At 46.8% G+C, this 25826-nt stretch carries 21 protein-coding genes, 1 tRNA gene and 1 pseudogene; 17 read left to right on the forward strand and 6 right to left on the reverse strand.

Going from position 1 to position 25826, the window contains the following annotated elements; all coding sequences use genetic code 11:
* Positions 1-51: 51 nt before the first annotated feature.
* Positions 52-1713: a SulP family inorganic anion transporter gene (locus EYC62_07355; protein TAH33117.1), complete on the reverse strand. Its 1662-nt coding sequence runs from the start codon at positions 1711-1713 to the stop codon at positions 52-54.
* Between the two features lie 143 nt (positions 1714-1856).
* A complete protein-coding gene (locus EYC62_07360; protein ID TAH33118.1) occupies positions 1857-2435 on the reverse strand; it encodes a hypothetical protein in 579 nt (192 codons plus the stop codon).
* A 260-nt stretch (positions 2436-2695) separates the two neighbouring features.
* Here EYC62_07360 and EYC62_07365 point away from each other — a divergent pair, with 260 nt between their 5' ends.
* The 12 genes from EYC62_07365 (at position 2696) to EYC62_07420 (ending at position 16019) form a co-directional block, all read left to right on the forward strand.
* Positions 2696-4255 carry a 2-isopropylmalate synthase gene (locus EYC62_07365; protein ID TAH33119.1) on the forward strand — a complete coding sequence of 520 codons (1560 nt, stop codon included), beginning with the start codon at positions 2696-2698 and terminating at the stop codon, positions 4253-4255.
* Positions 4256-4431: 176 nt separating this feature from the next.
* Positions 4432-5472, forward strand: coding sequence for a rod shape-determining protein (locus EYC62_07370; GenBank protein TAH33120.1), 1041 nt, complete (start codon positions 4432-4434; stop codon positions 5470-5472).
* Positions 5473-5487: 15 nt separating this feature from the next.
* A complete protein-coding gene (locus tag EYC62_07375) occupies positions 5488-6363 on the forward strand; it encodes an amino acid ABC transporter substrate-binding protein (GenBank protein ID TAH33121.1) in 876 nt (291 codons plus the stop codon).
* 97 nt (positions 6364-6460) lie between these two features.
* A complete protein-coding gene (mreC, locus tag EYC62_07380) occupies positions 6461-7330 on the forward strand; it encodes a rod shape-determining protein MreC (GenBank protein ID TAH33122.1) in 870 nt (289 codons plus the stop codon).
* Positions 7331-7368: 38 nt separating this feature from the next.
* On the forward strand, positions 7369-7908 hold the full coding sequence (gene mreD / locus EYC62_07385; protein TAH33123.1) for a rod shape-determining protein MreD: 540 nt from the start codon (positions 7369-7371) through the stop codon (positions 7906-7908).
* Positions 7909-9846, forward strand: coding sequence for a penicillin-binding protein 2 (gene mrdA / locus EYC62_07390; GenBank protein ID TAH33124.1), 1938 nt, complete (start codon positions 7909-7911; stop codon positions 9844-9846).
* A gap of 78 nt (positions 9847-9924) precedes the next feature.
* Positions 9925-10557 carry a hypothetical protein gene (locus EYC62_07395; GenBank protein TAH33125.1) on the forward strand — a complete coding sequence of 211 codons (633 nt, stop codon included), beginning with the start codon at positions 9925-9927 and terminating at the stop codon, positions 10555-10557.
* Between the two features lie 54 nt (positions 10558-10611).
* Entirely contained in the window at positions 10612-11775 is a 1164-nt protein-coding gene (rodA, locus tag EYC62_07400; GenBank protein ID TAH33126.1) for a rod shape-determining protein RodA, read from the forward strand.
* Between the two features lie 409 nt (positions 11776-12184).
* A complete protein-coding gene (locus EYC62_07405) occupies positions 12185-14134 on the forward strand; it encodes a ribonucleoside-diphosphate reductase subunit alpha (protein TAH33127.1) in 1950 nt (649 codons plus the stop codon).
* Positions 14135-14411: 277 nt separating this feature from the next.
* Positions 14412-14765 (forward strand): DUF3192 domain-containing protein, encoded by a 354-nt coding sequence (locus EYC62_07410; protein TAH33128.1) that lies wholly within the window; start codon positions 14412-14414, stop codon positions 14763-14765.
* Between the two features lie 39 nt (positions 14766-14804).
* Positions 14805-15827 carry a ribonucleotide-diphosphate reductase subunit beta gene (locus EYC62_07415; GenBank protein ID TAH33129.1) on the forward strand — a complete coding sequence of 341 codons (1023 nt, stop codon included), beginning with the start codon at positions 14805-14807 and terminating at the stop codon, positions 15825-15827.
* 115 nt (positions 15828-15942) lie between these two features.
* Positions 15943-16019 (forward strand) — tRNA-His (locus tag EYC62_07420).
* 83 nt (positions 16020-16102) lie between these two features.
* Here the strand turns inward: EYC62_07420 and EYC62_07425 are convergent.
* A complete protein-coding gene (locus EYC62_07425; protein TAH33130.1) occupies positions 16103-16834 on the reverse strand; it encodes a J domain-containing protein in 732 nt (243 codons plus the stop codon).
* Positions 16835-17007: 173 nt separating this feature from the next.
* On the opposite strand from EYC62_07425, the gene EYC62_07430 reads away from it, so the two are divergent.
* Positions 17008-18627 (forward strand): hypothetical protein, encoded by a 1620-nt coding sequence (locus EYC62_07430; protein ID TAH33131.1) that lies wholly within the window; start codon positions 17008-17010, stop codon positions 18625-18627.
* Here the strand turns inward: EYC62_07430 and EYC62_07435 are convergent.
* Positions 18624-19241 carry a helix-turn-helix transcriptional regulator gene (locus tag EYC62_07435; GenBank protein TAH33132.1) on the reverse strand — a complete coding sequence of 206 codons (618 nt, stop codon included), beginning with the start codon at positions 19239-19241 and terminating at the stop codon, positions 18624-18626. The genes EYC62_07430 and EYC62_07435 overlap by 4 nt on opposite strands.
* A gap of 112 nt (positions 19242-19353) precedes the next feature.
* Between EYC62_07435 and EYC62_07440 the strand changes: the two are divergent.
* From EYC62_07440 to EYC62_07455, 4 genes and pseudogenes are all read left to right on the forward strand, one after another.
* Positions 19354-19533 (forward strand): annotated as a pseudogene (locus EYC62_07440) (helix-turn-helix domain-containing protein).
* A 528-nt stretch (positions 19534-20061) separates the two neighbouring features.
* Entirely contained in the window at positions 20062-20751 is a 690-nt protein-coding gene (locus EYC62_07445; protein ID TAH33133.1) for a hypothetical protein, read from the forward strand.
* On the forward strand, positions 20744-21376 hold the full coding sequence (locus EYC62_07450) for a hypothetical protein (protein ID TAH33134.1): 633 nt from the start codon (positions 20744-20746) through the stop codon (positions 21374-21376). The genes EYC62_07445 and EYC62_07450 overlap by 8 nt, the downstream gene beginning before the upstream one ends.
* Before the next feature lies 1 nt (position 21377).
* Positions 21378-21866 (forward strand): hypothetical protein, encoded by a 489-nt coding sequence (locus EYC62_07455; GenBank protein TAH33135.1) that lies wholly within the window; start codon positions 21378-21380, stop codon positions 21864-21866.
* A gap of 54 nt (positions 21867-21920) precedes the next feature.
* On the opposite strand, the gene EYC62_07460 is transcribed toward EYC62_07455, so the two are convergent.
* Together EYC62_07460 and EYC62_07465 are read right to left on the reverse strand one after the other, a co-directional pair.
* Positions 21921-22472 (reverse strand): carboxymuconolactone decarboxylase family protein, encoded by a 552-nt coding sequence (locus EYC62_07460; GenBank protein ID TAH33136.1) that lies wholly within the window; start codon positions 22470-22472, stop codon positions 21921-21923.
* 93 nt (positions 22473-22565) lie between these two features.
* A complete protein-coding gene (locus tag EYC62_07465) occupies positions 22566-25766 on the reverse strand; it encodes a PAS domain S-box protein (GenBank protein TAH33137.1) in 3201 nt (1066 codons plus the stop codon).
* Positions 25767-25826: the final 60 nt, after the last annotated feature.

Raw genomic sequence — 25826 nt, forward strand, 5'->3', positions numbered from 1 at the left:
AACCGCCTATTTCTCTGGGATATACACAGAATCCTTAATAAAGAACCGAATTTAGACGCTAGCTGTTTGATCATAGCGTTGCAACGCTTGATTTAGCGTATTGGCAACAAATTCGGTATTTAATAATTTCATTATTCCTATTTGTCTAAAAGTCCGTAACACAGGCGGCTGCAATCCGATTAAAAATACTTTCTTATTCTTGGACTGAATCTGGGCAATGATATCTTCGATTGCCAGCCCAGAAGACGTATCGACAAAATAAACTTGGCTCATATCTAAAAACACGGCATGAAATTCATCGAATTTTCCCAAGCGCTGCGCCATTCCACTGGCGGCGCCGAAACTCAATGGTCCTTGAAAGTGATATAAAACGATATGGTTCCTGTGTTTTTGCAGCAATTGCTTGGTGTCCGGGGCCAATTGTTCGTCTAGCGCATGGAAATCGACTGGCTGTATCAATTCCAATTGGGCATCGGCAAGGGATTTTACCAAATTTAAAGCGGCTAAAACGACACCGGCAAGCACGGCGGTAATCAGATCCACAGTAACGGTCAAAACAACGACTAGCAGCATTAAAAATATTTTGAATCGAGGAGCGGATTTGAATTTTTTGATATAATGCCAATCAATAATATCGTAACCGACTTTCAATAATATTCCGGCCAATACGGCATGCGGAATGTGGGAAGCCAGCGGGGCAAGACCTAAAACCAAAGCCAATAAAATTAGAGCATGGAAAGCGCCGGAAATAGGCGTGCGGCCACCGGCCCGTATATTGACGCCCGTGCGCATAGTGGCGCCAGATCCGGCAAGCCCGCCGAATAGGCCGGAAATGATATTGCCGATGCCTTGGCCAATTAATTCTTTATCCGGTTTGTGATAAATGCGGATCATGCTGTCGGCAACGGTTGCGGTCATCAGACTGTCTAAATTGCTAAGGCAAGCCAGCATCAGGGCGGGAATCGCCAAAATGTACAAATCGTGCCATCCAATTTCCGGCAAATGCATGGCGGGGAAACCGGTAGGAATTTCACCGATTTGCGGCGCCAACGGCCATAAAAAAACTCCTAACAAAGTTCCGAATATCAAGGCAATTAAGGGGGGTGGAACAATATCGGCTATCTTCTTTGGTGTTAATAATACCAGGCTTAAACTAATCAATCCTAAAATAACCGCGTGCCAGTTTGGGTCGGACCAATATTCCGGCATCATGCGAATTACTTTAGGCAAATCGGCGAAACTGGTATGGCCGGTTAAAGTCGCTAATTGTAACGTTATAATGATAATGCCAACGCCGCTCATAAATCCGGAAATGACGGGATAGGGAACAAGGGATATATATTTTCCAAGACGCAGTCCGCCGCTTAGAATTTGAAAGACTCCCGCCAATATCACTGCCGCGAAACACATTTCCGGGCGGTCTGGGAACTGGGCAACGACCGAGGCCATCAACACGGTCATTGGGCCGTTTGGACCGGATACTTGCGCGGGAGAGCCTCCGAACAAAGCTGCAAAAAAACCAAGAAAAATCGCGCAATATAGTCCGGCACTTGCGCCAAGGCCCGATGCAATGCCAAATGCTAGGGATAAAGGCAATGCCACCACAGCCGTCGTCAGGCCGCCATATAAATCGCCTTTCAGATTGCCGAAATGCAGATTATAGAAAATTGGCTGGCCGATAGTGGCGTGGGAGTTTTGCGTAAAGGAAGACATAGGCCATGCTAAAGCTTTTGACCCTTGTTATTCAAGCTTTGCTGTCTATAACGCTTTAAAAAGACCGATGGTGCGTTTTTCCGGTCGTGAAAAAAAAGGGGCCGCTAAGTTGGGCCCCTTTTCTCTAGTAGCACTCAATAATCTTATTGTACCGAACGGCTATAATACCAGGTTTGATACGTTGGAGCCGACCAGTTCGAAGACCAGTAATATTGTACTGGCGCATAATAAATGCCGTTTCTAGCCTGATATTCCATGAATGACTGGCGATTCAGACTGAATCCCGGATATGTGTGCTGCTGGGTCATTTCAAAATCCCAGGTCGCTTTATCGATCGCTGTGCGGATCAATGCTCTGGTTTCTGGCAACAATACGCGTGTCATGACACCAAAGCGAATATTGTAACGGGTGAATGTTTCCCCGGCCCATGTATCCAATTCATCGGTGGTAAACCGGCTGGCTAATGTATGGATGTTGCTTTTACGAATGGAATCCCAGTCGATATTGGCTTTGATATAATCGCACAGCGTTTGGTAATTGACAGGCAATACTTGGCGTGCATGATCGTTAATCATGCTGTCGGCCAGCCATTCGACCGGCAAAACCCGTTCTAAATGTTCGGCGGAGCGCAGTCTCGTATCCTGAATGTCGGTATCGATGGCAAAGCTAGGTTGTGCAATCGCAAGAATAGCAATGGTCAAAGCAAATATAATCGGTTTCATTCGAATCCCCTGAATCAGTTAGAACTATAGGTTTTGCAGACAGATCCGATTAAGATACAGTGAATTGGTTAATAAATTATTACTATTTATCAATAATTTCTAGGCTTAAATTCAAGTTATTATTTAGATGATTTTGATTGTTATCACATTATATCATTTCACTTGCGGCATAATTCAGAACGACGTCCACAGATTTATTATCCCTGTTAATGCATAATTCACTGACACCTAATCTTTTTGCGCTATGATGAAAATATACAATTAGTGTTGAGGTAATCGTGACTGACTCTAACCGCATTTTTATTTTTGATACGACTTTGCGCGATGGTGAACAATCGCCAGGCGCGGCAATGAATTTGGATGATAAGGTGCGTATCGCGCAATTGCTTGAAGAAATGGGCGTCGATATTATCGAGGCCGGATTTGCGGTGTCCAGCAATGGGGATTTCGCCGCGGTGGACGCGGTTGCAAAAACCATTAAGAAGGCGGTTGTTTGCAGTCTGGCGCGAGCGCAGAAAAAAGATATTGATCGCGCCGCCGAAGCGTTGCAGTACGCCGTCCAGCCTCGGATTCATACCTTTATCGCAACATCGCCGGTACACATGCAACATAAATTGAACATGACGCCGGATCAGGTATTAGAAGCCGTGCGCGATTCCGTATCTTATGCCCGAAAACTTTGCGACAATGTGGAATGGAGCGCGGAAGATGCTTGCCGTTCCGATCACGATTTCTTGCTGCGTTGTGTGGAAACGGCGATTGCTAGCGGCGCAAAAACGGTCAATATTCCCGACACGGTCGGTTATCACGTCGTCGGCGAATATGGCGAATTGATCCGTTTGATTAAAAACAAAGTGCCGAATATCGATAAGGCGATTATTTCCACGCACTGCCACAATGATTTGGGGTTGGCGGTAGCGAATTCTTTGTCCGGCATCGAGGCCGGGGCGCGCCAAGTGGAATGCACTATCAACGGTTTGGGCGAACGGGCGGGGAATGCAGCGCTAGAAGAAATCGTGATGGCGATTAAGACACGCGGCGACCGGTTGCCTTTTAAAACTAATATTAAATCTGAAATGATTACCCAGGCGTCGAAAATGGTGTCGGGCGTGACAGGGTACCATGTGCAATACAACAAGGCGATCGTTGGCCGCAATGCATTCGCGCATGAATCCGGCATTCACCAAGACGGCATGTTGAAAAACGCGCAAACATACGAAATTATGACGCCGGAATCGATCGGCCTTAGCCGTTCGGAATTACCATTGGGCAAATTGTCCGGCCGTAATGCGTTCAAGGCGCGGATCAAGGAATTGGGTTACGAACTTGGCGATAACGCCTTGGTCGAGGCATTTGCGCGGTTCAAAGATCTGGCCGACAAAAAACGCCATATTTACGACTCTGATTTGCTAGCTTTGTTGCAGGGCGACATTGTCCGCGAACACGAAGCCGTCGTTTTAAAAAGCCTGCAATTGGTTACCGGCACCGACAGTATGCCAATGGCGCGGGTGGAATTATTGGTCAACGGCAAAAAACGGACTGGGCAAATGTCCGCCGGCGGCAGTCTCGAAGCTACCTTTGCAGCAATCGATTTGGCATTCAGTGAGTTTTCGGCCGAATTCGATTCCTTTTCGATTAAGGCTGTTACCGAAGGGGTCGATTCCCAGGCTCAGGCCAGTGTTAGGCTGAAATACCAAGGCATCAATATGAACGGGGTGGGGGTATCGAACGACACTCTACTGGCTTGCGCCTATGCTTATGTCAATGCGCTTAACCGGATTATAGCCAAATTGTCCGGCAAGGCGCCGACTGTCAATTAATTCCCCCAAAAGGAACTGATTCGAAATATCCACAGATGGCCTGCCTTTGGATGGCCATAAAGGCGTACTATATTTGCACAATTCTGATGACAAAAGCCTGTAAAAACGATTAAATTACGGACTCTCTGAAATTCATCCGAACCACCGAAACTATCTACAGTTAAAAGGCAGAAAATATGTTTGCAGGCTTGAAAGGCATTATGTCGTCCGACATGGCGATCGATTTGGGAACCGCCAACACTTTGGTTTACGTGCGTAACCGCGGAATCGTTTTGAACGAACCGTCTGTTGTTGCGATCAACGACAACAAAGGCAAGCGCCAAGTGCTTGCGGTCGGCAACGAAGCCAAATTGATGTTGGGCAGAACGCCTGGAAATATCCACGCTATTCGCCCGTTGCGCGATGGCGTTATCGCCGATTTCGATGTGGCCGAAGACATGATCAAAGAATTCATTCGTAAAGTTCATAATCGCCGCACCTTCACCAGTCCGCAAATTATCATCTGCGTTCCATCGGGGTCGACCGCGGTGGAGCGCCGCGCGATTCAAGAATCGGCGGAATCGGCCGGTGCGCGCCGCGTATTCCTGATCGAAGAACCTATGGCTGCGGCGATTGGCGCCGGTCTGCCGGTGACCGAAGCAACAGGATCTATGGTTGTTGACATTGGCGGCGGCACAACCGAAGTTGCAGTTCTATCGCTTGGCGGTATTGTATACGCGCGTTCGGTGCGCGTTGGCGGCGATAAAATGGACGAAGCGATTATCGCTTATCTGCGCCGCACACAAAACCTATTGGTCGGTGAATCCAGTGCCGAGAAAATTAAAAAGGAAATTGGTTCCGCTTGCCCACCGGCACAAGGCGACGGCCGCGTGATGGAAATCAAGGGCCGCGATTTGGTTCTGGGCGTGCCGCGCGAAATGCGTATCACCGAACGCCAAATTGCCGAGGCGTTGGCCGAACCGGTATCCAGCATTATCGAAGCCGTGAAAGTAGCGCTGGAGCAAACTGCGCCGGAATTGGCCGCGGATATCGTCGACAAAGGTATTGTATTGACCGGCGGTGGCGCGTTGCTATCTAACCTCGATCTGGTTCTACGCCGGGCGACCGGTTTGCCGGTATCGATTGCCGAAGACCCGCTAACCTGCGTTGCGCGCGGGACCGGCCGTTGTCTTGAGGAAATGCGGACTTTGCGCAGCGTATTGTTCAGCGCATACTAATCAGTGGAGTATTAAATGCGTCCGTACCTTTTGACGTTGGCTGCAGCGGTAATTATTTCTTGGTTTCTAATGCAGGCGGCGCAAAATCCCGTGCATCATGGGACCAGTTCTGTCAATGAAGCCGTGTTTCAGCGTGTTGCTGCAACTAAAACTATTCGTTGCGGTTATTTTACTTGGCCACCCTATATCACCAAAGATCCTAATACCGGAAAATTGTCCGGTATTAATTACGATATTATGGAAGCTATAGGGAAAAATCTTGGCTTAAAAATTGAGTGGGCAGCGGCAGAGGTAGGCGTAGGCGATGCAGCGGCAGCGCTGGAAGCAGACAAATTTGATGTTATGTGTGCGTCGATTTGGGTTAGTCCTGGCCGCGGTCGCGCCATGACCTTTACTAATCCAACATTTTATAGCGACGTTTTCGCGTTTGCACGGGCAGATGATACCAGGTTCGATGGAGATCTCGGTAAGGCTAATAATTCATCTATTCGTGTTGTTGGTATCGACGGTGATTATAGTGCCGATATGGCATTAGAAAAATTGCCAAACGCAACACCAGTGCTTTTACCTTCTATTTCTTCTGGCAGTGAATTGATGCTTCAGTTGGCTTCTAATAAAGCCGATATATTTTTCTCGGACAAAGGATTGGTAAACGACTTTGCCAAGACTAATCCTGGTAAGATTCGTCTTGTAGAAGGAGTCGGTATGGTACGGGTTTATGGCGAATCCCTGGCAGTTCGGTTAGGCGAATATAAGTTGCGTGACCTAATCAATATATCGATTTTGCAGTTAACTAATGATGGTGTTATCGAGAAAATTGTTCGCCAGTATGCAAAGAAATATGATGCGGATATGAACCCACCCCAAAACGCCGTGGGCAGGAATAAGTAGTTTCCTGTCACGCTAAACCCGCCTTTTGGTTAGAAAAGTTGCAGTATTTTTCCTAATTCATTGATTATTTACGTTTTTCTGACTAAAATTAAAAACTATGAAAATCCAAAAACGCCTGCGTTTATTTTCCGCAACGCGCGTGTCCTATTGGCCGCGTGTGACGTTTTTTGCTCTGACACTATTATGTCTGATTATGCTGTCGGTGCAAATGGGCGCGCCCAATTCCTATGCCGGATTCCGGGTTTTATTTATGGATACCATCAATCCGGTTTTGTCGTTTACATCCAGCGTGACCCAAGGAATTTCCGAAACTGTTACCAATCTTACTGATATTTCCAGTCTGCGTTCCGAAAATGCGCGGCTGACGGAAGAAAATCGCCAATTGAAGACCACGGAACAGTTGGCTGAAAAATTGACGGATGAAAATGCGCAATTGCGCCGTATGTTGCAGGTCGTGCCGGAAAAACCCGTCAAATTCATCACCGCCAGAATCATTTCCGATACCAGTAATGGCTTGGTCCGTAGTTTGATTATCAATGGTGGTCGCAATCAAAATATTAAAAAAGGCCAGGCGGTTTTGGCCGAAGGCAATTTTATCGGCCGGGTGCAAGACGTGGCCGATGATGCCTCGCGGGTTATTTTGATCACTGATTTTGCGTCAAAAATTCCGGTTATCGCTGGGCCTTCGTCGCAGCAAGGCATATTAAGCGGCGATAATTCGGATGTGATCGAATTGCTGTATATCGGCCAGCCGCAGTCGGTTAATCCGGGCGACGATGTTTTAACATCCGGCAAGGGCGGTGGGCTGCCAGCCGGTATCCCCGTAGGCAAAGTGGCGCGATGGAACGGCACCGAATTCAGCGTTATTCCAAATGCGGATCTAGCCAGTTTACGTTATGTCCAAGTGGCGGACTTTGGCCTTGCCAGCATGATTGAAGAATTGTCCAAAACGGTTAAGGCGCATTAGTCCTTTACCTGTGGCGATCTTCCGTCTAATTTCCTTTTATGCCTTCCAGCAAGCTTTCCTTTTTCCGGCATTCGGACCAATTTTATCCATGGCTGATGTTTTTAATTTTCAGCCTATTCATATCCATTATCATGGCCGTGCCATGGCCGGTATTGAACGTGCACGTGATCATGCCAAATTTCGTGCTGATGGTTATGTTCATTTGGATTATTCTGCGTCCTGAGATTTGCCAGTACAGCGTATTTTTTCTATTGGGACTTTGGCAGGATATGCTGCTGTCGATTCCGCTGGGCATTCATGCGGTAACCAATCTTGTTTTGCTGTATGCCATTTCACAGTTTCGCCAATATATTTTCGCTCGTAATTTTGATTTCATCGCCCTTAGTTTTGCGATGACCAGTACGGTTTATATTTCGATGATTTACATAATCGCCTTTTTGTTTTTCGGCTATCATGCAAACCTGGCGGTTTTGACGGTTAAAATTATTTCCACTAATTTACTGTTCCCAGCCATGTTTGCAATTTTACTGCGATTGCATCGCGGGGTAGTAAATTTAACCGCGCCGAGAATCCGATAAATGAGCCGCGATTACGAACGCCAACGCCAGTTTTCCCGCCGCGCCTTTTTATTCGGCGTAGGGCAGGGCGCTATCGTCGCGGCGCTTGCGGCGCGATTGTATTATTTGCAAGTGATCGAAGGCGAGCGGTATACCGTATTATCCGAAGAAAACCGGATTAATTTGCAGCTGATTATCCCGCCGCGAGGAATTATTAAAGACCGCAATGGCGTAGTTTTGGCCGAGAATGCCCGTAATTTCCGCCTGAATTTTATCCCGGAAAAGTCCGATCGCAATCAAACCACATTGGATTATCTTTCCGAAATTCTGGATTTAACGCCGAATGAGATCGACCGTATTTTCAATGAAATGGAAAAACGCAAGGCATTTGACCCAATTTTGGTGCGCGATAATCTGAAATGGGATGTGGTGGCCAAATTGCAATTGAATAATTTGGATCTGCCTGGAGCCAGTATCGAAGTCGGCCAAAGCCGGTTCTATCCATATGAAGAAGTAACATCACATGTACTGGGCTATGTCGGTCCGGTATCTGAGTATGAATTGAGCAAGAATATTTTTGGCAATGACCCTATTTTACGCACGCCGCAATTGCGGGTCGGTAAAAAAGGCATCGAAAAACAATATGAAAAATCTTTGCGCGGAGAAGCCGGATCTAGCCAAATGGAAGTCAACGCCTATGGCCGGATTATTCGTGAATTGGAAAAAGTGGATGGCCACCCCGGCGAGAGCATGGACTTGACATTGGATATTGAAGTTCAGAAATTGGCTATGGAACGTCTGACGGGTCAAAGCGGATCGGCGGTGGTAATGGACGCGAATACCGGTGGCATTATTGCGCTTGCTTCGGCGCCGGGATTCAATCCGAATTTATTCAATAACGGCATTTCAATCAAAGATTGGGAAGAATTGCTCAATAATGCGCGAGCGCCACTGACCAATAAGGCGATCGCTGGCCTGTATGCGCCGGGATCGACGTATAAAATTGTAACGGCATTATCGGCATTGGAGTATGGCACGATTGACCCCGGCTATAGGGTATATTGCGATGGTTCTACGTCATTGGGCAGTGCGCAATTTCATTGTTGGAAAAAAGGCGGGCATGGAACATTGGATTTGACAGGCGCAATTCGCGAATCCTGCGACGTTTATTTTTATGATGTGGCGATGAAATTGGGCGTGGATCGTTTGGCCGAAACGGCCCGTAAAATTGGGTTAGCCAAGGAAACCGGCGTAGATATTCCCGGCGAAAAATCGGGATTGATACCGGACCGGCGGTGGAAACAAGCCAGATTCAAGGCCGGTTGGCATAAGGGGGAAACTTTGGTCGCCGGTATCGGACAAGGCTATGTTTTGACAACGCCGCTGCAATTGGCCGTGATGGCGGCGCATGTGGTCAATGGCGGCAGGCAAATCACGCCGCACATCCGCGCTTTGCCAGAACTGGATCAAGTGCAGGATAAAGAAGGTCTGTTGGATCGGATTTTACGGTTCAATAAAAACAATTTGGCATTTTTGAAAGAAGCGATGAATCAAGTCGTCAATGCCGGAAATGGCACGGCCCATGGCGCGCGGATTACGGTCGAAGGCATGGAAATGGGCGGTAAAACCGGAACGGCCCAGGTAAAACGGATTTCTATGGCCGAACGGGCGAGGGGAGTTACCAAAAACGAAGATCGTCCTTGGAAAGATAGGGATCATGCTTTGTTCATTGGCTTTGCTCCGGTCAGTGCGCCGAAATTTGTTGCGGCAGTGGTTGTTGAACATGGCGGCGGCGGATCCGCCGTGGCCGCCCCGATTGCGCGGGATTTATTGCTGTTGGCACAACAGCGTTTATTGCCGCAGCAACCGCAACCGGAAACCGCAGAAAACAAGCCTGAGACAACGAAAGAAAAATCGTCCACGCCAGACGTAAAAGCACAAGTTTTAAATTTGGAATAATTATAATTTAAGACAGTTCGGTTTGATATTCCATAATAAGATTCTTACCCTGGCCTTGTTCAACCAACGAGGTCCGTCATGAATCCTTTAGCCACTAATTCAACCAGCTCTTTAGCAAAAACGAACAAACAAATAGCCGTACCAATTACTATTATGGCCCGGTTGCGCGAAGAAACCGCTTTGGAGCATCGCGCCGTTGAAAAAGCCTTTAATTTAAAATCGGCTATGAATATGGGGGGGTATCAAAGCCTATTGCTTAGTCTTTACGGAATTTACGCGCCGTTCGAGGATGTTTTGCGCGGTATGGACTTGCCGATATCCATGGATGGACGTTGGAAAACCGAATGGCTTATGAAAGATTTAGAACATTTTAAAATAGGCCGTATTGCCATAGATAGAACAGGTAAAGCCAAGCCATCCTTGCCGCCATTGGAAACATGGGAACAAATATTGGGCAGCTTATATGTGCTCGAAGGATCGACACTGGGCGGCCAGTTTATTTATAAAGCATTGCAAAAAAGATTGCCGGTTAACGCGGAAAGGGGCGCCAGGTTTTTTGCCGGATATGGCCAGCAAACGCACTTGAAATGGGCTGAATTTGGACAGGAAGTTTGCGCTATCGCAAGGCTTAACAAGCTTTATCAGGAACAAGTTGTCGACGCGGCCAGGGATATGTTCGTTTTCGTAGGAAAACGTTTGGCAAAACGATAGGCTTGCTTGCGCTTGGAACGTCAGATCTCTAATATCTGAAACAAGGAATTTATCATGCGTTTCTGGGACGATTTCAAAGATACTTTTTTGCCGCGCCTGCATTCCGACCTTAATTTGGCGGAAAAATTTCAGCGCCTAAATATGATTGTGGTTGCGGTCATCATGATTCTGGCATTGATCGGGGTGCTGTCTTTATATTCAGCCGGGGGCGGATCATTCGAACCCTGGGCAGGCAAGCATGCTATCCGCTTCTTATTATTCCTTGGCCTGATGTTTTTTATTTCGATGCTGGACGGGCGTTGGTGGCTGCATTATGCGCCGGTTTTGTATACGGGATGTTTGCTGTTGCTTGTGGCGGTAGAGATTATGGGGTCTGTTGGAATGGGCGCACAGCGCTGGATCGATTTTGGGTTCTTTCAATTGCAGCCGTCTGAGTTAATGAAAATATGCCTTATTTTAACTTTAGCCCGTTACTATCACACGGTTAGCGCCGAACAAATGCAAAGCTGGAAAGTATTGATTGTCCCCGCCATTTTAACGTTAATGCCGGTCGCGTTGGTATTGCATCAGCCCAATCTTGGCACCGCCGCGATATTGTTATTTTGCGCGGCGACAGTGACTATATTGGCGGGTTTGCGCACGCGCATCATTGTCATTGGCGTAACGCTGGCTTTGATTGCCATCCCGGTTGTCTGGAACTTTATGCATGATTACCAAAAACAACGTGTTGTTGCGTTTATGAATCCCGAAGCCGATCCGCTGGGCAGCGGTTACCATACGATGCAGTCCAAAATCGCTTTGGGATCGGGGGGGATTTTAGGAAAAGGATATTTGCAAGGCACGCAAAGCCATTTGAACTTTCTTCCAGAAATGCAAACCGATTTTATTTTTACCGTATTTGGCGAAGAATTTGGATTGATCGGTGGACTGGTTGTTTTGGGGCTGTATGTATTTTTAATTGCCTATGGATATTTGGTGGCAACCAACGCCACCAGCCAATTTGCGCGATTGGTCGCGGTTGGGTTGTCGATGAACCTATTCTTATATTTATTCATTAATGTCGGGATGATTATGGGATTGTTGCCGGTCGTTGGCGTGCCAATCCCACCTTTATCCTACGGCGGTACGTCTTTATTGACGGTTATGATTGGATTCGGTCTGCTACTAGGGCTAGATGTCCATCGCGACGTTCGTATTCCGTTGCGCGGGACGGGGTAATTGCTTATCCCCAAAATCTTGCACAGTTCCACAGAACAAAACTTGAACGTAAAAAATGCTGTGCTAGATTATGGAAATCAGTTTAGTCAAGTATTTCTAATTTAATTCTTATTTTCAATTTAAATATATTATATAAAAACATTTTATATATATAATTGATAATTAAGATACTTTTGTGCGGTATAAAATGACGCAGAAAAATAAAAAAGTCATAATTTTGTCTAAATTGACCTTGCGCATACAGGGGAAGTTGGTTAACTATATTTAGTAGATACTAAGTTCCTCCACCCAAGATATTGTGTTTATCCACACAATATTATCCACAGATGTGCATAACTTTGGGCCAAGCGTGGGAATTAGGTTTTATCGGTGTTCGCGGCGATCATAGCCACCTTTAATCCCTGATCCAATGCCCAAGCCCGACAAAAAAACCAGGGAGTTCGGTCCAATGTTAGATAATGCGGTACAGGTCAAATCCGGTGCACCAGTCAATGTCGATCACAGCCGCGATGCGTTTTTAACCGGGTTTGGCAAGGCGACCTTGGACGATCGCTATCTGTTGCCGGGGGAATCTTATCAGGATTTATTTGCGCGCGTTGCCAGCTATTACGGCGATGACCAGGCGCATGCGCAACGCTTATATGACTATATCTCGAAATTGTGGTTTATGCCCGCAACGCCAATTCTGTCGAATGGCGGCACCAATCGCGGTTTGCCGATTTCCTGCTTTTTGAACGAAGCCACCGACAGTTTGAACGGCATCGTCGATTTGTGGAATGAAAACGTATGGCTGGCCGCGCGTGGCGGCGGCATTGGCAGTTATTGGGGCAACTTGCGTTCGATCGGCGAAAAAGTCGGCGCGAACGGCAAAACATCCGGCATTGTGCCATTCATTCGCGTTCAAGATTCTTTGTCGCTGGCCATTTCACAAGGCAGCTTGCGCCGCGGATCGGCGGCATCCTATTTGCCAATCGATCATCCGGAAATCGAAGAATTTATCGAATTGCGCCGTCCAACCGGTGGCGATCCAAACCGCAAAGCATTGAATCTGCATCATGGCATTCTGATCACGGACGCGTTCATGCGCGCCGTGGAAAAAGATGCCGATTGGGCGCTGTTAAGTCCAAAAGACAAAGCAGTCATTCGTATTGTTTCCGCGCGGCATCTGTGGATTCGCATCCTGACTGCCCGTGTTGAAACCGGCGAGCCGTATATTGTGTTTATCGATCACGTCAATCGTGCGATTCCGGAACATCATAAACTGGCCGGTCTAAGCGTAAAAACGTCTAATTTGTGCAGTGAAATTACGCTGCCGACCGGCAAGGATCTGCATGGCAAGGAACGCACCGCCGTTTGCTGTCTATCATCCCTGAACTTGGAATATTTCCACCAATGGAAAGATCATCCGTTATTTATCGAAGACGTGATGCGATTCCTGGACAATGTTTTACAAGACTTCATCGACAAGGCGCCGGATTCCATGGCGCGCGCCAAATATTCCGCAACTCGCGAACGTTCGGTTGGTTTGGGCGTGATGGGCCTGCATTCTTTCCTGCAACAGAACAACATTCCAATCGAAAGCGTGATGGCCAAAGTTTGGAATCGCAAAATGTTCTCGCACATTAAAACGCAATGCGATGCCGCCAGCCAGGTTCTGGCCGAAGAACGCGGTGCGTGCCCGGATGCGGCCGATTTTGGCATTATGGAACGTTTTTCCAATAAAATCGCGATTGCTCCAACCGCATCGATCTCGATCATTTGCGGCGGCGCCAGCCCTGGAATCGAACCGATTGCGGCGAATGTGTTCACGCATAAAACTTTGTCGGGCTCTTTCCGCGTCGGTAATATCTATCTGGAAAAAGTTCTGGAGCAGTACGGCAAGAATGACGACGAAACCTGGTCTTCGGTCACTTTGCGTGGCGGATCGGTGCAACATTTGGATTTCTTGACCGATCATGAAAAATTGGTTTTTAAAACAGCCTTTGAATTGGATCAACGCTGGCTGATCGATTTGGCGGCCGACCGGACACCTTATGTATGTCAGGCGCAATCGCTTAATATCTTTATCCCGGCGGATATTCATAAACGCGATTTGCACCAGATTCATTACATGGCATGGAAGCGTGGCGTTAAATCATTGTACTATTGCCGTTCGCTGTCGATTCAGCGCGCGGAATCCGAAGTTACGGCTGGTCAGTTACAGGGGGACCCGTTGGCAGAAGCAGCCAAAGCAAAACAACAGATCGACAATGTCGATCCTGTACCAGCCAACGACGATCAGATCCGCATCGACCGCCCGGTTGCCAATGACCGTGCACCACAGCCAAATAATTACGAGGAATGTTTGGCCTGTCAGTAATTCTGTAAAATAATATTCTAAGAAAAGCGCCCGTCATTTACAAAAATGGCGGGTGTTTTTTTGTCTTTTAGAATCTTTACAAAAACATGGCAAAGTCTGTGGATAGGGGCGAGTGGGCAATTGCTATTATTGATAAAACAGTTACTCTAATGAAATAGAGAGTATTTTGCCTGATACATTTGCATAGCAAATGTATCAGGAATTCTACACGTAGACAAGTAAAGTGTTTTACTAAGTCATTTGTAAAGTTTTATCTATTTTTATTTTGAGGTTGAGAATGAAAAAAAGAATTATTTCCCTTATTTGTTCTTTTGTAGTGTTACTAACCTTAACTGCATGTGGAGTTGCAGCAAAAAATAGAAGTGATGATGTAAGAGCTAAATTAAATGAATTAGAAATTGGTATGACTAAAGAACAAGTATTAAGGGTGATGGGTAAACCTTATAAAAGAGAGTTGTATGGAAAATCAGAGTACTTTATTTATGAAACTGATCATTGGGCTACTGTAGATCAGGATAAATATACTCCTATTTATTTAGAAAATGGAAAAGTACGTGGTTGGGGAAGTAGTTATTATGATAATTCCATAAAACAAAAAATAGATGCAGATATAAAAATTAAAACAAATTAAGCGTATACGATTTAGAACGTGAGCAAGGAGAAATAAAATATGTCCAGACTATTAACGCCAAATCCAGTTTATAAGCCATTTCATTATCCATGGGCCTATGAAGCCTGGTTGACCCAGCAACGTATTCACTGGTTACCGGAAGAAGTTCCGTTGGCGGATGACGTCAAAGACTGGCGCAAGAAATTGACTCCGTCGGAACAAAATCTGCTAACCCAGATTTTCCGTTTCTTTACCCAGGCGGACGTCGAGGTGAACAATTGCTATATGAAGCATTATTCGCGCGTATTTTGCCCAACCGAAATTTTGATGATGTTGTCGGCGTTTTCCAACATTGAAACCGTGCACATCGCCGCGTATTCGCATTTGCTGGATACGATCGGCATGCCCGAAGTCGAATATTCCGCATTTCTGAAATACAAGGAAATGAAGGACAAATACGATTACATGCAAAACTTCACCGTCGATTCAAAAGAAGAAATCGCCAAAACATTGGCGGTATTCGGCGCCTTTACCGAAGGGTTGCAATTATTCGCTTCGTTTGCGATTTTGCTGAATTTCCCGCGCTTCAATAAAATGAAGGGCATGGGCCAAATCGTATCTTGGTCGGCGCGCGACGAATCGTTGCATTGCATTAACGTGATTCGTTTGTTCCGCACCTTTATTCAGGAAAATCCGGAAATCTGGACCGAAAAACTGAAGAAAGAATTGACCCATTCTTGCGAAACCATCATCGAACACGAAGATGCGTTTATTGATCTGGCGTTTGAAATGGGCGGGGTCGAAGGATTGACCGCGCAAGAAGTGAAAAACTATATCCGTTGGATCGGCGACCGCCGGTTGCAACAATTGGGTCTGCAGGCGATTTATAACATTCCGAAAAATCCATTGCCATGGATGGATGAAATGTTGAACGCCATTGAACACACCAATTTCTTTGAAAACCGCGCCACCGAATATTCCAAGGCCGCGACCATCGGTTCTTGGGAAGACGCGTTCGACGACGAATTCGGGTCAGGGACGGGGCATTACATCCCCGCCGGCGCGGACGATAAGGCGGCTTAAATTCGTTAATATAGGCTTTGAAATATGGGGTTTAGGCCAGGCGCCTAAACCCTTTTATTTTATGGTAGATTTTGCTATAACCCCAAGCTTCGGTTTTGTATAATAGACCGATATGGCGGCCGTAGCTCAGTTGGTTAGAGCGCTAGGTTGTGGTCCTAGATGTCGGGGGTTCGAGTCCCCTCGGTCGCCCCAATTTTCTCCGTAAAATATTAAGTGAAAATTGCCCTTCGAAGCCTTGGCGTAGGAGGGCTGGCCGCAACCATAATGGTTGGCTTTTACCGAATCGTAAAAAATCCGGTTTTTTTATTTTTCAATTCCTGGCGGGCAAAGGAAACTGCCTGGGTCAGCAATTTCATTTGTTCGGCGCTGCCGCCTAAATCCGGGTGTGCGGCGCGGGCCAGCGTGCGGAACGAAGCTTCCACTTCCGTTAGACTGGCGTTTTCTCCAACGCCTAATACTGTCCACCATTCGCGCGGATTTACATTTTTTGTCTTAAACGCAGGGCGTATGGATTCCGGTTCTGCAACCTGTTCTTCTGCGGCCTCTGGTATTGGGATTGCAAAGGCCGACAACATAATATCCAGGTAATATGGCGCCACGGTGCGCTCGCAAGCGCGGATGTGGCCTATGGTAACGCCGATGGCGCGCAAATTGTCTTTTGGATATTCCCACCCATCGCACGCCATGACATAAGGCTGATGCCCGACAAAAAAATAAACCGCAACGCCAGGATCGTCCAGTTTCCGGTCCAAATATTCCACGAACAACTCGCCATTCTTTTTTGCGGGAATATGGGAAGAAATCAAAATGTTGTTGGCGCGCAGACCTTTTAACTCGTTCAGAATATAATCGCGTGCCACCAGGAAATGAGTCACGTTATCTTTTGCCGGCAAGCGGTCTTTAGCGTTTAACCGTGGCCAATGATCCGGCCAGATCAAAGGATAGGGCGGAGCCTCGCTGATAAAGCTTATTTTTTTCGGCTTTTTAGACGGTTTATTCCAGGCCATAGGCGCGGTTTTTCCTACAAGCAATCCCAATATTAGGCCATAAAATGATTAAGGAATGGGTAATAAAATATTAAAAAGAAAAGGGATTTAGGGGATAATTCCGTCTTTACATTACATTTCCGTAACGTATATTTCCGTATCATTATTCGAAACCTGTCAGAAAGGCCAATTTTATGACCACGATTTCCAAAGTCAGTTTTTCTTCCATTAATGCAGCTAACAACTCAGATCAGTACACTGATATTTCAGGTACCGTAATTGTTTTAGTCCCAGAATCTTCAGGTGTTGCCAATGAGGTAGTTGGCGCATTAAATACCGTTACTAACGGGCAAATTGGCAACGCTATTCAAGCAAATGAGTTTAAAGGAAAAATTGGCCAGTCGCTTACGTTGAATTCGCCGCCCGGAATGAAAGCAGACCGCATCGTTTTTGTAGGTGTTGGAAAAGAAGATGATTATAAAAAGGATATCAATAGCACTGGCGGCTTAGTCGCTAAAATTGAAGGCATTGGCGGTGAAATTGCTGCTGGAATTATGGCTCAAAATCCAACCGCTGTAACTATTCTTGCCGACCAAGATGTGCCAGAATCCTTGGCACAACGGTATCAGCATTTGGCTATGGGATTTGCGCTTCGCTCCCATGCGTATACATTTAAAACCGATGAGGCAAGCGCAAAGGCCATGGGCAATAAATGTACCTTGGATGTGCGCATGGTAGCGGGTGTAAGCGTTGCAGAATCTGCTACAACGGAATATGCAAATATTGCAAAGGCCTTGGGTCCAGTTTTGACGGTAAGGGAATGGGTTGATACACCGGCAAATTTATTCGGCACTGGGGAATTTGTTGCTGCTGTTAATAAACAAATACAGGCTGCGGGTAACCCTGCCTTATCCGCTGATGTTATGGGTGAAGACGAGATTAATAAATATGGCATGGGCGGTGTTTTGGCTGTTTCTAGAGGAAGCCGCCGCACCAATCCACCACGCGTTGTTGTAATGCGTTATGAAGGCGCACCCGGGCAACCGGAATCAGGCATCGCATTGTTGGGTAAAGGTGTTGTGTTTGATACGGGTGGACACTCGCTGAAACCCACCGACGGTATGTTAACCATGCAAATAGACAAAGGCGGTGCTTGTGCTACATGGGGTGCAATGCAGTTGTTGGCATTATTGGGAGCAAGAGTAAATCTTCATGCCGTGTTGGGGATTGTAGAAAATGCTATGGATGGCGAATCTTATCCACTTGGCAGCATAATTACGCATATGCCTGGAGAAAAAGATAAACTAGGAAAAACTTCGAAAATCGAAAATACCGATGCGGAAGGACGTTTGGTATTGTTCGATATTTCTTCTTTTGCGCAACGGGAATTGGATGCAAAAAAATTGATTTCAACCGCAACATTGACGGGGGCCTGCATGTATGCTCTAGGCAATGCCACGTCGACTGGGTTCTTGGCTAAGAATCCAGAATTGAGGGATGCAGTATTAAGAGCAAGCGCAGTATCTGGCGAAAATGTATGGCAATTGCCGTATCACCCGCGATTGGACAAGCAGTTAGATTCGCCATATGCGGATATGCGCAATGTCGGCGCAGGGCCACTTGGAGGAGCGACATTGGGCGCTTGCTATGTTGCGCGCAGTATTTTGCCGGGTAATGATTATCTGCATTTTGATATTGCTGGAACTGTGGCCGAACCTGAAGGCACCGGCATCCATAACAAAGGCGGAACCGGCGCAGGTGTGCGTTTGTTAGCCGCGCTTGTTCAGGAAATCGCTAATACCCGGACAAACTAAAACTGCTCGCTAGAGCCCACGACGCGGAATACGTTCTTGATCGTGGGTTTCTTTAGCGTTAGTTCCTTGGCGGGGTTGAATTGATACAGGGTGATGGTTTTATCGTCCTGGCGCAGGAATTGTTTAACCAATCCTTGGCCGTCCATCAATTCGATCACCGCAAAACATCCCTTAGACAGCGGACGGTTAGGATTTACATATAATAATTCACCGGCGAAAAATCGTGGCTCCATACTGTCGCCGATCGCATAAACCGCGAATGCGTTGGATACGCCAAGCAAATTGGCCGGGCGATTGACAAAATCGCTGACCCGGCCATTATCAAAGAAAAATCCGTGAATGCCGCCCTTGACCCCGCCGATTAAAGGCAGATCCTTTGGCGTCGATTGAATATTGGCAACCTTGGACGAGGGGGCATCGCCAGCAACAATAATATCGGTAATCGTGCAAGCCAGCCCATCGGCCAGGCGGCGCATCCAATCGAGCGTCAGCCGGCGCTCGCCTTTTTCCAATTTATCGACTTGCGATTTGCTGGTGCCGATTTTCTCGGCCAAATCCTGCAGCGAATAGCCGCGCGCCAGGCGCAAATTCCGGATACGGTTGGTTTGTTGCATACAATGATCCTACACAATGTTTCACAGGATATATACCCAAATTGTATACTTATCAACAGGAATATTGGATACGATAATGGAAAAAGTACCCAAAATGGGTACTATACGGCTTATGAAACTAGCCGACTATTTATTGCAAAACGACCTAAGCCCCGCGGAATTTACCCGGTTATTGGGCCTATCCAGCAGTGCGACCATTCGCCGGTATATGCTTGGCGAACGGTTGCCCAGGGAAGAAATACTGTTGCGGATTATCCAGGCCACAGGCGGTAAAGTAACCCGCGAAGATTTTATATCCGGCGGCGTATCCCAAGCCGTGATTGCAAAAAAGGGGCGACAAAAACGGTTTATGTACTGCAATTTCTCCGCTGGCTTTGTCCGTTCTGTCGATGAACAGCAGTTGCAGGATTTTGGTTTAGAAGGTTGGTATATGCATGCTGCAGCAAATGAAAATATCAGCTTTCCAGTGTGGCAAGCCAAACAGGCTTTGCAATGCCGCCTGGAAATTGAATCCAATGGTAATTTAATTTTGGATGGCCGCAGGGTGGCGATGAAGCAAGCAATAATAGAAGCGAATCAAGTATTGAGGGATTTGAACAAGCCGTCAATTTATTATCCTTGCTTAAATCCGATCCATTCCAGCCGAAAAAGCGGTTGATTGACTTGGGTTTAGGCGTATGTGCCGCTTTAACCGCTATTTCGGGCAATTTGATCGAAAACGGCAATATCTTGCCATTTTTTTGGACATAATCCGGTATACTGAACAGGTGGTTTGGTTGTGCCATAACCAGTCGGTTGTGTTGTAACTAAAGGAATGACTGTGCCTAGAAAAACTTCTGCGAATGCTGGTTTTGCCATTGGAATGGTATTGTTGGTAATTCTTTTAATTGCCGCCGTTACTTCTTTTATAGCCAAAACCACAGGACATTTTGACAGCGGCAATGAAATCGGCCGCATCGATGTTATGAATTTTCGCAACAGCGCGGCGGATTTATATGGCGGCATAAGACGCATCGCAACCAGTTGTACGGTTGTCGATAATGGCGCTAATCAAGGTCAACGCGCCACAGAGCTATATTTTAATAACTGCATTCGTGAAATTAGGGGCTCTTTGCAGCAGACTGAGCCGAATTGCGAAAAGACCGATGATGACAGGCGGTGCCCATATAATAGTTTGTATGGCGGAGCAACCAGGACGCTGCTTCCACTGAAAATGTTTGTTCCTGCAAATGTGAAGGAAAAGTGGGATTTGGCTTATGGTGTGCGCTCACCATCGGATACTTCAGAAAAAATTGATATTGTTTTGTTTATTAATAAAATAAATGAAAAGGCCTGCCGGACTTTGGAGCAAGCTATTTTAAACCGTAATGATGTTACGGTTAGTATGGGTAATCAATTAAAATTTGAAAGCACAGATCAGGATTTGCCGGTTCCACGTAAAGAAGCATGTATCAAATACAATGCGTCCGATTATCAGTATTTTTTAGTTATTGGTAGTTTTTATGAATAAATTCCGATTTGTTTTCGCATCTCAAGCTGGCTTCGCTATGGGTATGGTTTTACTGGTGATTATTATGATAGCCGCCATATCCGCGGCATTATCATTAACTACCGGCAATCAAATGGCTTACGTAGACAGAGACCGCATCAAATCCAGCGTTGTTGCTCTTAAATCGCACGGGGCGCATATCCGCGAAACAATCAAAAATATGGAAAGAATATACCGCACTGGAGACATTGATTATGGGTCGACTTGTACTGGCGAAAGGTGTGTAGCGGCCAAAGTAAGACTGCAGAAAATACCGTCGAATATATTTTCTGGTAATCCTACCGGGGCTTATGGCTATAATTACTGGTCCATGGCGGATGCGGCTGTTTTTAATACATTCACCACGCGGGTTTTTGTTTTAAAACCCAGCGTAACTTCTGATGTTTGTACCATGATTGAATCCATGAACCGGGTGAGTTCGGTAAATGACAATGATATCCTCGTAGCCACCAGTTTTGCGGTGGATAATGTCAACAATGGCGATACTTTTACGGCGCAATTTAATTGGGATCCATCTTCTCAGGACGGTTGTTTTAAATATCAAGCTAACCGATATTATTATGTAATTATAGGCACAGGAAATTAAGATGATGCGGCAATATCATTATTATGCGTGTTTTATTATATCGCTTTTAACAGCCTGCGGACAGAACTTAACAACAGAACAGAAAATGTGCCGCATCGCGATCGAAGACGTGTTTCTGCCAGCCAATAAATTGACCATAGGTGATGTTGGATTTTCGGAAACCAGCACCGATATTCAAATCCCCGTCGAATATTCGATTGTGGATGCAACCGGGAAACGGGTGAATGATATCGCTATTTGTACCTTTGACAAAGCTGGCACGGAACCAAAACAAATTAAGGCCATTATTCAATTCAATAATGAAATCCCAGCACCCTATGTGCAGTTTATCAATAAACGCGTAGCTCGCAAAATGTTGATTGCTTCTGGCCAAAAACCTCCAGCAGAGCCAGAAACGGCGCCGCCAGTCATCATTCCGCAGAATCCACCTGCTGCTGCGGAATCCCCGTCAGCAATGCCGGCCAACATACCGCCACCGCCCTCGAAATAACAATCTCAATAAAAAAGCGCCCATTTACGGGCGCTTTTTGTTTCTCTTTATAATTTAAGCCGCTTTTTTGTTGCGTAACTCGACTTTTGGAAAATCAACGTCGTTTTGGCTTAACGAATTGAACAAATTGGTAAAATAGTTCAAGCCAATCACCGCGCACACCTCGGCGAATTCGCCATCGGTAATGCCAGCCGATTTCGCTTCATTAAATTCAGCATCGCTGATGTGACCTTTAGTGGCCAAAATCGACTTCACCAATTTTAGAATGGCTTTGGTTTTTGGGTCGGTTGCGGTGCCTTCGCGAGCCGATGCAATATCATCCGGACTCAGTCCGGCCTTGCCGCCAATCAATGTATGTGCCGACAGGCAATATTGGCAAGAATTTGTTTCCGCCATAATTAAGGCGATCGATTCCTTGATCTGCGGAGTTAATTGCGATTCGGCCAAGGCGTTGTTGATTGCGCCATAAGTTCCAAGCGCGGCGGGCGAATTTGCCATGGATTTAAAGATATTGGGAATCGACCCCAATTTTTTCTGCGTGGCTTCTAAATGCGGTTTGGATTTTTCAGGAGCGGAATTGAGATCGTTATATTTTAAACGGGCCATAGGATTCTCCGTAATTGGGGATAAAGATGATTGTAATGTAGTGATTAAACCGGCCCTGGCAAGGGAAAGATATAAAAAAATAATATGTCTTTGTTACGACGCTAATTTATGACTGGGAAAGGGGCGGGATTGATAATCCACCAGCCTTTCGTTCGGGAATACGGCGGTAATCGTCGTGCCAACGCCTTCTTCGCTGCTCAAGTCCAAAATGCCTTGATGCAACTCGATCAAAGATTTGGTGACAGGAATTCCAAGCCCGGTACCGGTGGTATGTTTGTTTTGTTCGTTCGACGCTTGCATATATTTTTGCATGACTTTGGGCAATTCCGCTTTTGGGATGCCAACGCCGGTATCCTGCACTTGCAACGCAAGGCCACGCGGTTCTACAAACGCACGCACGGTAATTTTGCCGCCGGGCAGGGTGTATTTAATCGCGTTTGACAACATATTAAGCAAGATTTGCTTGATCTTGGTTTCATCGCCGCGCACAACCGGCGGTTTTTCCGGCAGTTCAACACTGATCGTCAGCTGCCCGTTTTGCGCCGAATCGCGCATCAAGGCGACGGACGATCGGACAACTGCATCGATTGGAACCTCGGATTCATGCAATTCCAAAACGCCCGCTTCGATTTTCGACAAATCCAGCGTGTTATTAATCAACTGCAATAAATGACGGCCGGAATCATGGATATCTTCGGCATAAGAACGATACCGTTCATGGCCCAATGGTCCAAAAATTTCACGGCGCAATACGTCGGCGAAACCGATAATCGCATTTAACGGCGTTCTGATTTCATGGCTGATACCGGCAAGGAAGTCCGACTTTGCTTCGCTGGCGGTGACGGCTTGTTCGCGCGCGACTTCCAGCAGACGTTCGTTTTCCTTGCGTTCGGTGATATCGCGGAAAGTAATCAGCCAGTTCATGTGGCGGCCTTGCTGATCGGTCACGGGTACAACGCCGACCTGTGCCCAATATGGGGTTTGATCCTTGCGGTGCAGAATGATTTCAATATCGGCTGTCTTGCGCTGACGCATCGCCGATTGAATATCGCGGAAACGAATATCTTCGGTTTCCGGCCCTTGGAATATTTTCAAAGTAGCGCCTAGAATATCGTTCTGTGCGTAACCGGTAATGGTGCTGGCGGCAGCATTGCAGAAAATAATTTTAGGGCCCGGCGTATCGATTGGGCCTGGTTCGGTGATGACGATGCCGTCATGCGAATTCAACGCCGCCAATTGGAACAGTTTAAGGCTGTTTTCTATGACTTTACGTTGGGTGATATCCTCGACCGTAGTCACGCGCAACATGCTGCCATCGGCGCGCTGCAATCGGCCGGCGGTAATTTGCACATCAACTGGACGGCCATCTTTGCGCAGACAAGTGCCTTCGCCGGGCATTTCGGCCCCGGTCTTCATAAATTGAGCATAAATTTGTCTGGCGCGCTGATGTTCGGCGAATGGCAATAAAATCGTAAATTCGCGGCCCAATAAATCTTTGGATTCATAGCCGAAAATTTTGCAGAAGGCCTGGTTTACACGCACAAAACGGCCGCTTTGATCGCTGACGCCAATGCCGATCTGTGTCGATTCCAGGATCGAGGAAACTAGTCGTTCGCTCTCGCGCAAGGCCTGTTCGGCAAGGTTGTTTTTAATCGCGCTGGCTAATGTATCCGCCGCGGACTGTAGAAAATATACTTCGTCTTCATCGTAAATAGCGGGTTCGGCGCTATGAATGCTCAGAATGCCGTATGGGCCATTCAGGCCGGAAATAACCACCGCCACGCCGCTTTTAATTTGATGTTCGCTAAGCAATGGAGAAATGGCAAACCGCTGATCTTGGTCGTAATTTTCGATCACTACCGGATTCAGGGATTTTAAAGCAGCGGCGGCCTGGGTATTGTCCCAAATCGAACTTTTATGTGTTCCAACCAAACCGTCTTGCCAACCGATACCGGCGCGTAAAATCAGCATTTGCTCATTGGACGAGTATTCTTGAATTTTACAGAATGGCACGTTCAGGGCATTGGCAATAATTTCAACCGCCTTGCCCAGCATGATTTTTAAATCCAATTGCGTTAAGGCTAATTGGCTTAATTCCGCAATGGCGGCTTGCTGATAAATTTTTCCGGCCAAGGCATCGGCAGTGGTTTTGCGATCGGTAACATCGAACGACACGCCAACCAGTTCAACCACATCGCCGCTTTCGTCCGCCAATGGCACCAAAGTGGTTTGGAACCAGCGTTTGCCGATCGGCAGATCCATATATTCTTCAAAAATGGTCGATTTGCGCGTTTCCAAACACTGAACATAATATTTACGGATATTCTGCGCTTGGCCGGTGGGCATAATATCTTCGGGACGTCTGCCGGCAATAGTATCGGTAGTTTGGCCAGCCATATCTTCGTATTTTTGATTGGCGGAAATATAAACAAAATCTTTTTCCGATGTGACGGCAACGCGGAAAATTCCTGCTGGCGTGTATCGCAATACGGCTTCCAGTCTTGCATAATCTTCGTTCTGGCTTGATTCGGCATCCAGTTCTTGGGCTGGCGGACTCGTTGGCGCTTCGGCAGCGTCAGTCGGCAGCGATGCGAATGAATCTACCATTGCCGCCGGTGCTGGTGTTGGTTCTGGTGCAGGTGCAGCAGGGTAAGGGCTGCTGGCAAAAGGATCAAAAGGTTCAAATGGAATGGTAACGGGGGTTATGGATACTGGCGGCAAGGAAGGCAACTGCGGCACGGACGGCAATGAAGGTTGTGACGGGGCAATGGTTACAGGCGGCACATCGCCGAAAATCAAACCGGTATTTGGGGCGGGGGAGCCAAGCGCGTTGCCATTGCCATTCTGGCTTTTAGCCGTGTTGCCGTCCTTTTTGATAAAACGCAAGGTAAAGAAATTTTCGCCATGATCGTGGCCTAATTTACTGACCGAGGCATCCACAGCGATGGTCGCGCTGCTGCGCGTGCGAAGGATCAATGGGCCTTGCCACGGCTCTTCCAAATCGAAATTGTAATTTTGCCAGGTGGTGTTGACCGGATCTTCAAGATCGGCAATCAATTGATGCAAAGACTGATTATATAAACGGCCTGCGGTAAAGTTGATTAAATCTTCGCAGGCTTTATTTACCGATACGATCCGGGCGCGGGTATAGGGTGCGCGTGTTTCGGTTGCGACCAACATAATTGGATCGCGCACCAATTGGCACATGCCTTCGAATGCTTTGAGTGGTCCTGAAGTAGCGACCGTCACCCTTGCTCCTAAATCGTTATAATTTTTATATGGTCCATCCAGCATAAGCGTATCTCTACCCTAATTCAGGCCTTGCAGGTTTCGGACACAATATTCCATATGTAT

This window comes from Alphaproteobacteria bacterium (assembly GCA_004295055.1).
Classification (GTDB): domain Bacteria; phylum Pseudomonadota; class Alphaproteobacteria; order SHNJ01; family SHNJ01; genus SHNJ01.